This window comes from Psychrobacter sp. NG27 (assembly GCF_016106655.1).
Classification (GTDB): Bacteria; Pseudomonadota; Gammaproteobacteria; order Pseudomonadales; family Moraxellaceae; genus Psychrobacter.
The window spans coordinates 765,022-780,470 of record NZ_JADGIN010000001.1 but is presented as its reverse complement, the minus strand read 5'-3'; the positions used below and the strand labels follow the sequence as shown (position 1 = coordinate 780,470).

At 44.8% G+C, this 15,449-nt stretch carries 14 protein-coding genes and 2 tRNA genes; 14 read left to right on the top strand and 2 right to left on the bottom strand.

The window, feature by feature from the left end; translation table 11 throughout:
* Positions 1-2 precede the first annotated feature (2 nt).
* The 10 genes from IP485_RS03100 (at position 3) to modB (ending at position 8,802) form a co-directional block, all read left to right on the top strand.
* A complete protein-coding gene (locus IP485_RS03100; RefSeq protein WP_198325929.1) occupies positions 3-1,301 on the top strand; it encodes a lytic murein transglycosylase in 1,299 nt (432 codons plus the stop codon).
* Between the two features lie 661 nt (positions 1,302-1,962).
* A complete protein-coding gene (gene glp / locus IP485_RS03095; protein WP_198325928.1) occupies positions 1,963-3,258 on the top strand; it encodes a gephyrin-like molybdotransferase Glp in 1,296 nt (431 codons plus the stop codon).
* Between the two features lie 127 nt (positions 3,259-3,385).
* Positions 3,386-4,420, top strand: coding sequence for a GTP 3',8-cyclase MoaA (gene moaA / locus IP485_RS03090; RefSeq protein WP_198325927.1), 1,035 nt, complete (start codon positions 3,386-3,388; stop codon positions 4,418-4,420).
* 98 nt (positions 4,421-4,518) lie between these two features.
* A complete protein-coding gene (gene moaB / locus IP485_RS03085; protein WP_198325926.1) occupies positions 4,519-5,049 on the top strand; it encodes a molybdenum cofactor biosynthesis protein B in 531 nt (176 codons plus the stop codon).
* An 8-nt stretch (positions 5,050-5,057) separates the two neighbouring features.
* The gene (locus IP485_RS03080; RefSeq protein WP_198325925.1) at positions 5,058-5,780 is read left to right on the top strand and encodes a molybdenum cofactor guanylyltransferase; all 723 of its coding nucleotides are present in this window, start codon (positions 5,058-5,060) and stop codon (positions 5,778-5,780) included.
* Between the two features lie 23 nt (positions 5,781-5,803).
* Positions 5,804-6,310: a cyclic pyranopterin monophosphate synthase MoaC gene (moaC, locus tag IP485_RS03075; protein ID WP_198325924.1), complete on the top strand. Its 507-nt coding sequence runs from the start codon at positions 5,804-5,806 to the stop codon at positions 6,308-6,310.
* A gap of 76 nt (positions 6,311-6,386) precedes the next feature.
* A complete protein-coding gene (locus tag IP485_RS03070) occupies positions 6,387-6,686 on the top strand; it encodes a MoaD/ThiS family protein (RefSeq protein WP_227686377.1) in 300 nt (99 codons plus the stop codon).
* A gap of 50 nt (positions 6,687-6,736) precedes the next feature.
* On the top strand, positions 6,737-7,228 hold the full coding sequence (locus IP485_RS03065) for a molybdenum cofactor biosynthesis protein MoaE (protein WP_198325923.1): 492 nt from the start codon (positions 6,737-6,739) through the stop codon (positions 7,226-7,228).
* Entirely contained in the window at positions 7,221-8,054 is an 834-nt protein-coding gene (gene modA, locus IP485_RS03060) for a molybdate ABC transporter substrate-binding protein (RefSeq protein ID WP_198325922.1), read from the top strand. Before IP485_RS03065 ends, modA begins: the two co-directional genes overlap by 8 nt.
* A gap of 46 nt (positions 8,055-8,100) precedes the next feature.
* On the top strand, positions 8,101-8,802 hold the full coding sequence (modB, locus tag IP485_RS03055; protein WP_198325921.1) for a molybdate ABC transporter permease subunit: 702 nt from the start codon (positions 8,101-8,103) through the stop codon (positions 8,800-8,802).
* 156 nt (positions 8,803-8,958) lie between these two features.
* Here the strand turns inward: modB and IP485_RS03050 are convergent.
* Positions 8,959-9,035: transfer RNA gene (locus IP485_RS03050), tRNA-Asp, on the bottom strand.
* Positions 9,036-9,085: 50 nt separating this feature from the next.
* Positions 9,086-9,161: transfer RNA gene (locus IP485_RS03045), tRNA-Val, on the bottom strand.
* A gap of 313 nt (positions 9,162-9,474) precedes the next feature.
* Between IP485_RS03045 and IP485_RS03040 the strand changes: the two genes are divergently transcribed.
* The 4 genes from IP485_RS03040 (at position 9,475) to IP485_RS03025 (ending at position 15,293) form a co-directional block, all read left to right on the top strand.
* The gene (locus IP485_RS03040; protein ID WP_198325920.1) at positions 9,475-11,112 is read left to right on the top strand and encodes a cardiolipin synthase; all 1,638 of its coding nucleotides are present in this window, start codon (positions 9,475-9,477) and stop codon (positions 11,110-11,112) included.
* A gap of 104 nt (positions 11,113-11,216) precedes the next feature.
* Complete coding sequence (locus tag IP485_RS03035; RefSeq protein ID WP_198325919.1) at positions 11,217-12,737, top strand: tetratricopeptide repeat protein; 1,521 nt, start codon at positions 11,217-11,219, stop codon at positions 12,735-12,737.
* A gap of 262 nt (positions 12,738-12,999) precedes the next feature.
* Entirely contained in the window at positions 13,000-14,574 is a 1,575-nt protein-coding gene (locus IP485_RS03030; RefSeq protein WP_198325918.1) for a 3-deoxy-D-manno-octulosonic acid transferase, read from the top strand.
* Entirely contained in the window at positions 14,571-15,293 is a 723-nt protein-coding gene (locus IP485_RS03025) for a 16S rRNA (uracil(1498)-N(3))-methyltransferase (RefSeq protein ID WP_198325917.1), read from the top strand. Before IP485_RS03030 ends, IP485_RS03025 begins: the two co-directional genes overlap by 4 nt.
* Positions 15,294-15,449 lie beyond the last annotated feature (156 nt).

Genomic DNA, 15,449 nt, shown 5'->3' with positions numbered 1-15,449 from the left:
TTATGAAACTTAAAAAACAATACCTCACCTTTATGCCAGCATTAGTCATGGTTGGGTGTACAAGCCAGCAGGCGATGCAGAGTAAGCCTATTCGTCAAGGCAGCGTCGAGATTACTCAGACCCAAACCATTCAGGTCAAACCAACGCCAGCGCCGGTTGTGAAACCGCAACCAGCACCCAAGCCAAGCTATAACAGTTTTTCTGATTGGAAGTCCGACTTTTCCATGCGTGCGATCTCATCAGGTTATGATACTCAAATTATTCGCCGATTGCTTGATTCAGCCTATCTGAATCAGCAGGTTATCTCGCTAGATTCAGGACAGCCCGAGTTTTCTAAGATGCCATGGGAATATGTTGATTCTGCTGTATCGAGTGGGCGGGTGAGCACAGGTAAGCGTAAGTTTGCAGAGCAGCGTGCATTGTTGTCTCAGCTAGAGTCACAATATGGCGTCGATGCAGAAACCATTGCAGCTATTTGGGGCATGGAGTCATCATATGGCGTGGTAACCGGCAATAGTGATCTGCCAAGTTCGCTTGCCAGTCTCGCCTATGATGGTCGTCGTCAAGAATTTGCTGAAGCTCAGCTATTGGCACTTGCAACCCTACTACAACGCGGTGATGTGTCATGGTCACAGCTTGAGGGGTCTTGGGCAGGCGGTATGGGAGAGACACAGTTTATCCCTGAGACATGGCTCAAGCAAGGCGTTGATGGTGATGGTAATGGACATCGTAACCCATGGGCCACTGGCGATGCACTCGCCTCTACGGCCAACTACCTGAGTAACTCAGGGTGGGTTCGTGGTCTTGCGCCTTTTTATGAGGCAACCGTACCTGCCTCGTTTGACTATTCGACAGTCGGTAGTAAGCAGCCAGCGGCTAGATGGGCTGCGATGGGCGTTGATACCATAGACGATGTGTATCTAGATGCCAATACGCAAATGGAGTTATGGCTGCCAGCTGGTAAAGACGGTCCGGTACTACTGCTCAGTCCAAACTTTGATGTCATCAAGGTTTATAATAATTCATCGAGCTATGCGCTAGGCGTGAGTCTGCTGGGCAAGACCATTGATGGACAAAGTGGCCTAAGAAAGTCATGGCCTCGTTATGAGCGTCCATTATCGACCACCCAAGTCGCCAATTTGCAACGTCGTTTGACCAGTATGGGTTATGATACCAAAGGCGCTGATGGCATCGTCGGTACCAATACTCGCATGGCATTTCAACGCTGGCAGGGAGACAATAATCAGACGCCAGATGGCTTTATCACTCAAAGCAGTGCTTCTTCATTGGCCTCATGGTGAGAGAAGCTGTTGCTGTTAATACGTGGTGTAAGCGCCGTTGTTTTTGACCGCTGATATTTCATGATTACGTTACTTTGTTCTACAAAAAGCACCTTGCCAAGGTGCTTTTTTTGCCTCAGTCTATGGGTAATTTTGCTGTTATCTATTGAGACGATGAGTAGGAAGTACTTAAGCTGAATCTACTGCACTTTTGTCAAAACTTATCAGGACAAGGTTCGTACAAGAAAATTACGACTGTGAGTGCTAGACTCTAAGGCGTACCCTCAGTTCAATCGATAGCTATAGTCAATCCACTATAAAAGAGTTACAGCGTTAACCTCGCTTGAAGTATTACACATACATCTGCACTCGGTTGCCTTGTACCACTTCCAAATCGGATCAACTATATCTAAATATCTAAATGGGTTAAAAATGGCTAAATCTTGCCAAACGGCGTCAAATAGCTGACTAATATCTCGATATTATCTGCGCTATTTTCCTTGGTTGACTGCAATTTATCTCATTTTTATCACCATTTTTAAAATGAGGACACGCCCTAAAAAATGGATTTTTTAAACCACGTTTTTTAACAGCAGTTTTTAAATGATGATTTTTAAATAAAAGTTTTCGAATAACCGTTTTCAAATAATAAATAAATAGAACGATCCAAAGAGTGTGCGATATGATTACCATGGAAGAACTACAAGCGGCGATAAAGCAGCGTATAAATAACTACAACGATACCGACTTTCCACTACAAAATAGAGAGCTACAGACGTGTGACTTATTAGACAGTCGCAACCATGTCTTAGCGAAAGAAATCACCTCGACATTTGATGTACCCAGACAAAATCTATCTGCGATGGATGGCTATGCGATTGCTCAAGGTAGCGAGCTATTGAAAGACAGCACTATCGACATTATCGGAGAGTCTCAGGCTGGCTGTGCCTATATAGGTGAGTTGGTAGCAGGACAAGGTGTCCGTATCTTTACTGGTGCAGTAGTGCCAAACAGCTGTGATACTGTCATTATGCAAGAAAACACCAATTTTTCGGACATAAAAGATACGCTAGATAAATCACAACCTTATGCCATAACGCTATCACAAGCAGCTCAGGTTGATAGCAATATCCGCTCGCAAGGCGAAGAAATTGAGTCTGGCGAAGTTGTCCTAAAGATAGGCAAGCGTATTAACCCTGCCGATATCAGCTTGCTAGCAAATTTAGGTATTAGCCAAGTCCGTATATTTGAGCCGCTGATGGTAGGCGTTCTAGCCACTGGCGATGAGCTTGTGGCGATTGGCAATGAGCTGACCAGCCTAGCACAAATATATAACTCTAATACCCCAACGCTTAAAAGCCTCCTATCCGATTTACCTGTTACCATTCGTGATTACGGGATTGTTCCTGATAACTTAGAGCAGACGACCGCTGCTGTTCGTGATGCCATGCAAGAGTGTGATGTTATTATCTCGACAGCGGGCGTGTCTGTTGGTGATTATGACTTTTTGACCACTGTGATTGAGCAGTTAGGTCAAATCAATCACTATAAAGTGGCGATGAAGCCAGGCAAGCCTTTTGTGTTTGGGGAATTAAACAAAGACATTGATAAGCCAGTGCTGTACTTTGGTCTACCGGGTAATCCCTTATCCACAGTCGTTGGCGCGCTACAGTTTGTGATACCAGCGCTGTGGCAGATGTCAGGCGCGGACCCGTTAGAGCAACCTATGCAACTGAGTATTCAAGCCACACTCACCAATGACATCAGAAAATCAGTAGGTCGTAAAGATTTCCAGCGCGGTGTGCTGTCACAGAATGCAGTAGGCAGTTATGAAGTCGAGAGCTTCACCAGTCAGCAATCTCACAGAATAAAGCAGCTTAGCCGTGCCAATTGTTTTATTGTACTCGATAAAGACAGCGGCAATGTCTCCGCAAATAGTACGGTCACGGTACAACCTTTTCCTTGGTTATATAATTAATTCACAACGTGTTAACTTACTATAAGGTGAGTATCAAACCACTGATAATGACTTCTACAATGGTATGCTAAACGCAAATAATAAAGTAGTGCTTATAGATAGTAAGCAATGCTGACGGTAGTAAAATATGAGTGATAATAACGGCAACATAGGCAGTGCTCAACAGTACTCGCCACTGGAAAACTATGAACCCCTGACGGATGGGTTTTCACGTCGTCTGACTTATCTGCGTCTATCTATCACTGATTTTTGTAATTTTAGCTGTGAATACTGTCTACCAAATGGCTATCAAGGCAAACGACCTGATGACGAATTGAGTGTGCCTGAGATTGCCACATTAATACGCGGCTTTGCCCAAGTAGGGACTAAAAAAGTCAGGATTACTGGTGGTGAGCCTTCTATCCGCCGCGATGTTGTTGAGATTATAAAAACGATTAAGCAAACTGATGGCATCGAGACAGTGGCGATGACCAGTAATGGTTATAAGCTCGGCAAGCATTTAGCCAGTTGGCAAGCCGCAGGACTGGATCAGCTTAATATCAGTATGGATAGCTTTGATGCCGCGACCTTTCATAAGATGACGGGCTTTAATAGTTTGCCGCAGCTGCTCATCGATATGGATACGCTACTAGAAACGACAGATATTAAACTCAAAATAAACGGTGTTTTGATGGCAGAGACGGCTTTTGAAAACCTAATGGATGCCATCGACTATGTAAAAGACAGAAAAGTCACGTATCGTTTTATCGAGTTTATGCAGACCAGTGATAATAGTGACTTGTTTTTTGCCCAGCATGCGCAGTCTGATATCATCACTGACTATCTATTGGATCACGGCTGGCAACCACATGAGCGCGGGAGTAGCGATGGCCCAGCGGTAGAGTACAGTCATCCTGAATATGTAGGCCGTATCGGTATGATCGCGCCTTATGCTGCGCATTTTTGTGATACTTGCAACCGTCTGCGAGTCAGCAGTCAGGGTAAAGTGCATTTATGTTTGTTCGATCAAGGCAATTATGATATTCGCCCGCATCTGCAGCAAAGCGATGTGCAAGGACTGGTAAATACCTTACATGAGTTTATGCCGATCAAGCCTGAGCACCATCATCTGCACGATTCTAACAGTGGCATCATGCACAATCTATCAATCATCGGTGGTTAAGGTATATAACCATTAAGCATGACACACGACATTAAATAGATAGAATGCCAACGACATTTTGAAACATACTATAAAATCATATGTATAAAGGAGTTTTTATGAGCAAGCCCGCTGCGGAATTTATCCCCCTCAATATTGCTATCTTGACCGTATCGGACAGCCGTACGCTAGCACAAGACACCTCAGGACAGTACTTGGCCGATAGTCTAGAAGAAGCAGGCCACCATCTGGCAGACCGTCAGCTGATTACCGATGACATTTATCAAATAAGAGCTGTTATTAGTGGTTGGATTGCGGATCCAAAAGTTCATGCAGTGGTCACGACTGGCGGCACAGGTTTTTTCATTAGAGACAGTATGCCAGAAGCGGTAAAAGTCTTGTTCGATAAGTCTATCGATGGCTTTGGTGAGATGTTCCGTCTCATCTCAAAAGATGAGATTGGTATGTCAACAGTACAGTCGAGAGCAGTGGCTGGCATGGCAAATGGCACGGGCATATTCTGCTTGCCTGGCTCATCAGGTGCGTGCCGTACTGGTTGGGAAAATATCTTAAAAGACCAGTTTGATAGCCGTACACGTCCCTGTAACTTTGTGCCGCATTTTTTGGCACAGAACCCAAGTCACGACTGATATTATCAATGATGACTACCTCAAATCATATTGCTTGCTTGGCAGGTATTGTTATTTTGGCTGGTGGTGCTTCTAAACGCATGGGTACGCCTAAAGCGGCGCTTACGCTGCCGTCAGGCGAGCGCCTGTTAGATTACCATGTCCGTCATGCGCTTGAGCTAACTGTGGCTGATACCAATCTGCCTATTATGATTGCAGACAATGAGCGCGGGTTTGATATTGATGCAGATTTGATGCAAAACCGACCGCACTCAGCAGTTTTTCGTATTTCTGATTATAGTGCTAATGAGAGTGATGAGCAGATCGATACGGCTGGTGCATTGGCCGCTATTGAGTCTGCTATGCAAACATTGTTGAAGGTAAATGGTTCAGCGGCTGGTTCAGCGACCATAGATAACAGCGAGCCATCATGGCTGATGGTCATTAGCTGTGATAGTTTGATACCGGCGACTGACTTGTGGCACGAATTGCAACAGGTGAGTGCTCAAGCCACTGATAAAAGAATAATTTGCTTAACAGATGACAGTCACTTATACCCACTATTAGGACTTTATCAGTTGAGTATTGAGCCTGACTTAAAAGCCTATATTGATAGTGGACAGCGCCGAGTGATGCCGTTTATCAAGTCTATGGTGCAGTCCGTACCCTTTGCAAAGAGCTGGCAGCACTTGACCAATTTTAATACGCCTGAAGATTTTGAACAGGCATGTACGGCTTTAAATAATTTATAAAAGTCTATCGAGAGAAATCATAAATGAATATCAGTAGCCAAGAAAACAACCAGTCTACCTTATCTCATCTAGATAGTGACGGTGATATTACTATGGTTGATGTCAGTAGCAAGACTGCCACGACACGCGAGGCTCACGCTGTCGGGCAAGTGCGTTTTCCAAGCGAGATTTATACCCAAATTAAAGCCGCTGATGGCATGACCAAAAAGGGCAGTATCACCCAGACGGCACATATCGCAGGTATCATGGCGGCCAAGCGTACGCATGACCTCATTCCACTGTGTCATCCATTACCGTTAGATAAAATCGGCTTGAGCTTTGAGTATGACGATGCCAGCCACAGTATTAGTGTGAGCGCGACTGTCAAAGTCACACACAAAACAGGGGTTGAGATGGAAGCGCTAACAGCAGTCAGTGTGGCTTGCTTGACCATTTATGATATGACCAAAGCACTGTCACATGACATTGTTATTGATGGTGTTCATTTGGTCAAAAAGATAGGTGGTAAATCCGATTATCAGCATAAATAACATCATCAGATTTTGTTTGAACACTTAGCCGTATAATAAATATGAACTCGACAGCCTGTAATAAATGGAAGGTTTTATGAATACTACTGATGTTATAGATAATACTGACATAGAAAAAAACAGTGAATCCTTGATGACTATTAATATTCTATACTTCGCCAGTTTAGCTGATGAAGCGGGCTGTCATGAGGAAAAGGTAAGTGTTGACTCATCAATGTCACTTATTGATTTATATACACAATTGAGTCAAACACATCGCTTCAGTCGTCCACAATCAGAGCTGCGAGTGGCGGTGAATGATTATTTCGCTAAGTGGACAGACCCTATTTCTGATGGCGACAGTGTGGTGTTTATCACGCCAGTTGCGGGTGGCTAGAGAGACGTGCATAACTATTCAACAGACCGTAGAATAAACAGAGAAAATACATGACAGATAATGTTCATAGCCATTCGATGACGATCAAGCGTAGTGTGGATGAAGTATATGCAGTCGCTGAACGTGATGGTTTTGCTTTATTAGATGTAGCGATTGATGAGGACAGACTCAAAAAAACGCTCGATGACGATAGCTGCGGCGCATTTGTATGCTTTGAAGGTCGAGTACGCAATCATAATAATGCCACTAGCGTTGATCGTTTGACCTATTATGGCTATGAGGATTTGGCGATTAATCAAGGCCGTGCCATTATAGAAGAAGCCAAAAAACGTTTTGAGATTACGCACGCCATTGCGATACATCGTATTGGCGCGCTAGAAGTGGGTGATGTGGCCATATGGGTGGGCGTTGTTTCTGCCCATCGTTACCCTGCTTTTGATGCATGCCGCTGGATACTAGACACGGTAAAGGCAGATATTCCTGTATGGAAACAAGAGTATTACGAGGATGATTCTTCTAAATGGTTGAGCAATAATGGGTAGGTTAATACTGGCCGCATCTACTGGTCTGCTAGTATTATTAAGCGCCTGTACGCAGGAGAGTAGCACTAATATAGAGTCTGCTGCCAGCTCGTCTGAGGCTACCCAGACGCTACGTATCGCTGCTGCTGCCAATTTGTCTGATGTACTGCCTAGTATTATTGGCAGTTATCAAGCCAATAATACTGTCTCTACTCAAGATATCGATGTCACATATGCCTCATCTGGTAAGCTGTATGCTCAAATCCAAGCTGGCGCGCCTTATGATGTATTTTTATCAGCCAACCAAGAATTTCCTGCCAAGCTTGCGAAAGAGAAAGAGGGTAGTCATTCAAACGAGATAACACACCCTCCGTTTACTTATGCACAAGGTCAATTGGCGCTATACAGTGTTACTAAATCATTAAGTGATTTTAATATAGAATCACTGGCTGATGTTATTACGAATGATGCAAATGCTAAAATAACCATCGCCAATCCTGAGCTGGCTCCTTATGGAGCATCTGCAAAAGCCTATCTGCAGTCACAAAAGATATATGATAAATTAAATGCCGAAAAGCGCTTGATACAGTCAGAAAATATCGGTCAAGCCTTTCAATATGCGCATACTGGTAGCGTGGATTATGGATTTGTGGCGCAGTCTCAGCTCATCGCGATAAAGGCTAAGTCTGAGCAGTTTATTACCTTGCCACCAGAGTCTTATCCAGCTATCTTACAAGATGGTATCGTTTTGAATAATAACCCCTCAGCGCTAGCTTTTACTGACTATTTGCGCTCACCAGCAGGGCAACAGCATTTATTACAAGCAGGCTATCTGTCCATTGAGTAATTCGCTAGATTGCCTCTTATACCTATAGAACGAGCCGTGACATTATATGATAGACCCATCGCTCATGTCAGATATGCTCAGCCCACTTTGGGTCAGTATCAAGCTTGCTAGTGTCACTACCTTATGCTTATTGTTATTTGCTACGCCTATAGCCTATTGGCTAGCTAAGCCAAGTCGTAGACGATCCATCGGACGGCTCAAAATCATACTTATGGGTATCATTGCTATGCCCTTAGTATTACCACCCACCGTAATAGGTTTTTATCTCTTGTTGCTGCTTAGCCCTAGTATGGGTATCGGTAAATGGTTAAGCGAGCATAATATTAGCCCGCTGATTTTTACTTTTGAAGGTCTGGTGGTGGGTTCTATTATCTACTCATTACCTTTTTATATACAGCCAGTGTATGCCCAGTTTTTGCGTATTCCTAAAAGCGTCGTAGAAGTGTCTCAGCTATTAGAACCCAGTCGTATCAGACGCTTTATGAGCGTGGCCTTGCCGCAAGCGCGGGTAGGTATCATCCTTGGGGCTTTGGTGAGCTTTGCCCATACGATTGGTGAGTTTGGTGTCGTGCTGATGATAGGGGGGAGTATCTCTGGTGAGACTAAGGTGGTATCGATTGCGATATATGAGCAAGTCGAAGCGCTTAACTATGAGGCAGCGCACATGATGTCTGGGATCTTGGTTATTGTAGGTGTGGTCATGGTAGCGTTGATTGCCAGTGTGAGTCGACTGAACCAGCGCACATAGTATACGTTGAAGTGTCTCTTTGAGGTGTATTGTAAAGTCTCTATATAAAGATGATGTATGCAGATAACTATTAGACAAAATCTATAGGCACAAAAAAACCTCAAGTAAAATAATACTTGAGGTTGAAACTTTTGTATTAAAACTAAGTTTTAAATATGGCGCAGCGGACGGGACTCGAACCCGCGACCCCCGGCGTGACAGGCCGGTATTCTAACCAACTGAACTACCGCTGCTAGTCGCTTTAGCATTTTACCTTTATAAAAGGCCCACTTTGCTAAAAGAGTGGTGGGTGATGACGGATTCGAACCGCCGACATTCTGCGTGTAAGGCAGACGCTCTACCAACTGAGCTAATCACCCTGAAATAAATTATATATATAATTTATTCTTTACTGTCTCTAAAGTTGTCACCCTTTAGTTAAGTATTTTATTCAGTAAGAAGCTGTTTAAGTCCCCTTGCTGTGGGTGTGTATTATATAGATTTACAGATGGCTGTCAAACACTATTTTAAGTTTTTTCTAAAATAATTAGAAATTCCTTTTTGATATCGTCAATATTAATCTGTTAAGTCAATAGTGACAAGGTTTTGCCAAGGATCTGATAATTATTGTTATCTGTTGTTTGATAGCGAAAAGCTACTATACTATGCATACTTTGTTCATTGATAGGGCTGATGGAGGCCAATATAAATACTTTTGCTATTAGAGAGACCTTTACCAGCTGGTCGTGGGGAGACTTCGCTGGTCTGGGTTTGGGACTGCATATTGTACTGATGATAGTAATGACGCTACGTATTGTTTCGGTGCAGCGTAATATTGGCGTGTCGATAGCTTGGATTGCGGTGCTTTATACCGTTCCTGTGTTTGGGTTTGTCGCTTATATACTGTTAGGCGAGCCTATGATTGGGCGTCGCTATCGCGAACGAGTGGATCAAGTAAGCACCATGATGAATGACATGGCACGGCGCGAGCATTTGGTTTTTGATAAAGGGCAAGAGCTATTGGCCACTCATTATCGGGGTGTTAGTCAAATAGGCACACGCTGGACGGGGTTTGGCGTATTTCCCAATCATCAAATGCAGCTATTGACGACGCCTGCTTCGATTTTTCAGCATTTGATTGATGATATTCATGCAGCACAGAGCATTGTGTTGATGGAGTTTTATATCGTATATCCCAAAGGTCAGGTATGGGAGGTGATAGAAGCATTGGCTGTGGCCGCGCAGCGTGGGGTCGAATGTCACATATTAGCCGATAGCGTGGGCAGTCTCAGTTTCATCAATAGTAAGGCATACCGTACCTTAGAAAAGGTAGGCGTGTTTGTTCATCAGTCGTTGCCAGTAGGACTGTTTAAAACCTTGTTTAAACGTTCTGATTTGCGCAATCATCGCAAAATGGTGGTCATTGATGAACATATCGGCTATATCGGTAGCTTCAATCTGGTTGATCCGAGGTTTTTTAAACAAAATAAAAACGTCGGTCAATGGATTGATGTGGCAATAAGAACGACCAGTCAACACCCTATTAGTATCAATACCGCGATGGCTAAGGTGATTGTCACTGATATCGGCGCTGAAAATAATAACAATCTTGCTGAGCTGCATCAGCGCGTCAACAATTACACCCGTAAACTCTATGTGATGAACCCCACCATTAATGATTTGAACAGCCGAGTAAAAGTGCTGAGCGATGGTATGGAGCATCACGATCAGCCAGATATCGGCGCGACCTCGATTGTGATACCAACAATGCCAGTCGTGGATAAGGTACTCGCGCAGCTGATTCCTTCGGCACCGCAGTTGACCGCTCATGTCATTTATAACACGCTGGTAACGGTGATTCATCGTGCCAATAAACGCATTCGTATTACCACGCCTTATTTTGTCCCTGATGAATCGCTATCAGGGGCACTAATGATAGCGGCTAAGCGCGGGGTGGAAGTAACGTTGATTGTGCCCGAAAAGGTGGATTCATTTCTGGTGCAGCACGCCTCACAGGCCTACTATCAAGAGCTGTTAGATGCTGGCGTGACCATTGCTTTGTTCAAAGGCGGTTTGTTGCATGCCAAAACCGTGGTCATCGATGATGATTATTGTTTGTTTGGCACGGTCAACATCGATATGCGTAGCTTTTATTTAAATATGGAGGTCAGTTTGGCCATTTATACGCCAGAGATGGTAGCTCAAGTGGCCTATTGCCAAGATATCTACTTACAAAACTGCCGTATCTTGAGTTTAGAGGATTGGCAGCAGCGCCCAGGGTCAAAACGATTGTTCGATAATGTCGTGCGATTGTTCAGTCCTTTATTGTAGCGCCTGAGATTTTGAGTTAAGGTAATTGGTCAGCAGTGCTCTATTATCGTGATGGACGCATCGTTTTTATGGTCAACTCATTTGCAAAAAGGACAGGCCCATTTATGTCTGCATCGCCCCTAACACCCCTTGATTATATTGCAGCAGGCTACTGGCAAGACTTTTTAGCTGGGCGCGCCATCGCAGGCGGTATCGCGTATGAAAAAGAGCTACATGCTTGCGTGTTGGACGAGTCGCTTGAGAGCTTGCAGCGTGTAGATACCTTGTTGTCTCAGGTACGCCGTGATCTGATCAGAGGGGGATTATGGGACGAGGCGACACTGTTGGCTGATGAGTATTATCGTAACTTTATCGTGTTTTTGGGTATTTATGCGGGCCGTGTGCTTGCATCTCAATGGCAGCACGAGCCGAAGTGGTACGGTCAGTTTGAGCTGCGTAAACGCTATCCTGATTTATCATTGATTAACGATGATTTTTATCAGCATATGGCAGTGGCCTATGGTGATAGCCATCATGATACCGCGGCAAAATCATTGTTTTTCGCGTTAGAACCCATTGGTCTGCGCCTATTTGGTCATATCGATCGTCAGTTTGACTCAGTACAAGGCGCTCAGGTAGCGAGCGGCCTATATCAAGCAGTGATTGAAAGGCTGCCAAACCTATCCAGTCACTCTAATGGTACAGCTGTCAATGTAGCTGCACAAAATACTGCTGAAGATAATAATGCAGATGTACACCTGAATACGCATATAAGCACCAGCCAATCGACTCATACGCATCAGCCAACCCAACAGATACTGATCAATTCTAATAGCAAGGAGTCTCAAGAACCCATTGATGTAGAAATCCCCTCGATTGCTCCTAATGCCTATGAGGTACTAGCCAGCCAAACGGCTATGGACACAAAACCCCTCGTTCAGCCTGAACTGTCCGAACCAGAGCCAAAATATACAGTCGCTGATACTCAGCCTCCTATCAATATAAAGTCGTCGCCAATAGAGCCACTACCAACGAAGCCATCACCCATACTAGACATGTTCGCGCAGCTACTCGTAGAGCTGAATGAAATTGAGGTGCCACAAACAGTTGGTCAGGATAACTATCAGCAAGCCTGTAACGTGCTAGAGCATTTCGAGCAGTATATTGGTAAGCAAGACAAGCCACGTGACCAGATTGTATTTTCAGATAAACATATAGCGGCAAAAACCCAAGCACTGCAAAAACTACAAGCGTCTGCCGAATCTGGGCATACCGCGGCTATGCTGCGCCTTGCGATGTATGAATTGCTTAATGAAGGATTGGTCACGGACAAAAATACTGCGATAGAGTCAGGGACAGCGTTGGTTAAGCAAGCAGCGAGCAAAAATGACAGTCGTGCACAGCGTTTGCTCAGTAAGATGTACTATCAAGGGATAGGGGTGGCGCAAGATACTGACAATGGCAAACATTGGTTAGAGCAAGCGGCAGACAATGGTCACACAGCCGCGGCGAGTCTGGTGCAGCAGTGGCAACAAGCAGAGGCCCTCATGACGACACGAAAACAAGAGCAGCACAGTACCAAGCGTTATCTATGGTTATTTGCTGCGGTGATTGTGGTCGCATTATTGATCATAATTATTGTCTGATGATTTTAAAGGCGTGTTCTATTCAATGCATTCAGATGACTGTCGGGTTTAAATAGGGCAACTCAACTGATGCGATGTAACTAATCTAATCCAACTGATGTGATACAAATGAGGCTACTAGATTAATGACATACCTTAGTTCGGTTATTTTGGGCCATTAACTTTTTAAAAGCTTATTGTTACGCGTTAAATTCAGGTAAAATTGGTGCGTTTTTATACTTACTCTCTTATTGCTTGATCCATTACTAAATTGGGCTGCTTCATGCCATCATCTCATGTGCCATCTGATGTTTCTTCAAAATTGACCGACCCATCGTTAGATACTGGTCAAACCGTGCACGATACTCCGCTGTATTATCAGGGTTTAATCAGCATAATAAAGCCACTATATCGCCTGCAAGTATGGCGTCGATCGCATAAGCGCGAGAACTATCAGCAAGAAATCGATCAGCGTTTTGGTAAGCAGTATCCACCGCGACCAGTGATGCATGGCAGCAGTCATAAAGGCGTTATTTGGTGTCATGCCGTCTCTTTGGGTGAGACCAATACAGTCGCGCCTTTGCTAGACATGTTATTGGCGCACGGTTATCAGATATGGCTGACCAATACCACGCAGACCGGTTTTGCCCGTGGTGCCAGTCGTTTCGCCAGTGAGATTGCCACAGGACAGATGAGTCACAGTTACGTGCCAGTCGATAGTCCCGCAGTGATTGAGACGTTCTTGTCGCATGTACAGCCTATTGCCGCTTTGTTTGTAGAAACAGAACTATGGGCAAATATTCTGACCAAATTGTCCCAGCACCGTATTCCAAGCATACTCGTCAATGGGCGACTGTCGCTGTCTTCTTTTCAAAGTTATCAGAAGATTGGTGCGGTGAGTGCCAGCATGATGAAAAACTTGACGCTGGTTATTGCGCAAGACAGTGACTCGGCCAAACGCTTCAGGCAACTGGGTGCTCATAGCGCACAAATCCGTGTGGCAGGTTCGCTAAAATGGGTGATCAACACCCCAAAAGCTGATGATGAAGTAACAGATAGAAAAACGCCTGTAGCACTGCAAAAATCCAAGCTGACAGAGGAGTTTGGTACAGCATCTCGACCAGTATGGGTAGCGGCAAGCACTCATGATGGGGAAGAGGCGATAGCACTGTCATGGCAACAGCAGATATTATCTAGTCCGGCGCTAGCAGAGGCATTATTGATTATCGTGCCGCGACATCCTGAGCGTTTTGACGCAGTTGCAGCGCTGATCGAAAAGACAGGATTAAACATGGCAAGGCGCAGTGATACAGACGCTATCAGTGCAGATACAAACGTCTATCTGGCGGACAGTATGGGCGAGATGATGACGTGGTACGCTCTAGCAAACGTGGCATTCGTAGGCGGCTCATTGGTCGATGTCGGTGGTCATAACCCCGTTGAGCCTGCGAGTGTTGCGACACCTGTTGTCATGGGGACGTATACCCAGTCTTGTCAAAACGTGGTGGATACATTGTCTGAGGTCGGAGCTCTGTATCAGCCAAACAATGACTGGTATCGTCCAATTACGACAGACAATAGCAAGAATCAGCAGTCAATTGAGCAGCCTAACGCTATGCCTCATAAAAAATCTTCTCGCAAACGCTCAGCTGATGATAATGCACGCCTCTATCAGCAATTGCATAACTGGCTGAGTGATTTGCCATTGTCGATTCGAGCAGGGCAGGCGGGTGCGCAAATGACCATGCAGCAGCAAGCTGTATTGGTTCGGCAGTTCACGATGATCGAAGATACGATTGAGCAGCGTTTAACCCAGAAACCAAGCCAAGAACGGCACCTAAGCCAAGAGCGACTATGAACTGTATCTTATTGCCAGTTGAAAATTTCTCATCAGGCGTTGCCCATATCACGGCGGTGACGCAGATCAATCATGTGCAGACAGTACTGAACGCCGCGGTTGGTGACACACTTAAGATTGGGCAACTGGGTGGTCATCTGGGTACGGCTGTCATCGATAGTATGACGGCTGAATGTATTCAGCTGATTGATGTGAAGCTAGACATGTGCCCACCAGCCAAACTGGATTTGACGGTGGTCTTGGCACTGCCACGCCCTAAGGTGCTGCGGCGCTTAATCATGGATATGACCGCGCTTGGTGTGCGGGATATTATTTTGATTAACAGCTACCGAACTCAAAAAAGCTATTGGCAAAGCCCCATGCTCGAGCGTCTTAATGAGTTTGTGTTAGAGGGACTGCAACAAGGGATTGATACCATTGCGCCTACTATCACGTTAGAAAAACGCTTTAAACCCTTTGTCGAGGACAAGCTGGCAAGCTGGATAAAGGGTAGCGCTATCGCCGCGCATCCTTATGGTTCACAATCGTTTTCGCAGTTTTTACAGCAGCAGCCTTCACTAGGACTGCCCAGTTTGGTCTGTATCGGTGCTGAAGGCGGCTGGATTGATTATGAGATAGCGCTGCTAGCCGCACAGCACTGTGATGCCGTACACATAGGGCCTCGCATATTACGCACAGAAGCGGCGGTCAATGCTATCTTGGGACAGTGGCTACTATAGACTGAAGTATCCAAAGCAAATCTTATTGAGTAATGGCAAAGGCTCAGCCCAAAGAAAGCGTTGATTAATCAAAATGATGCGTCGATTTGTGGGTTAAATAAATGGATTGATAATTAATCTCATTTCCATTAGTATGTGGCTTTGATATGTTACGGT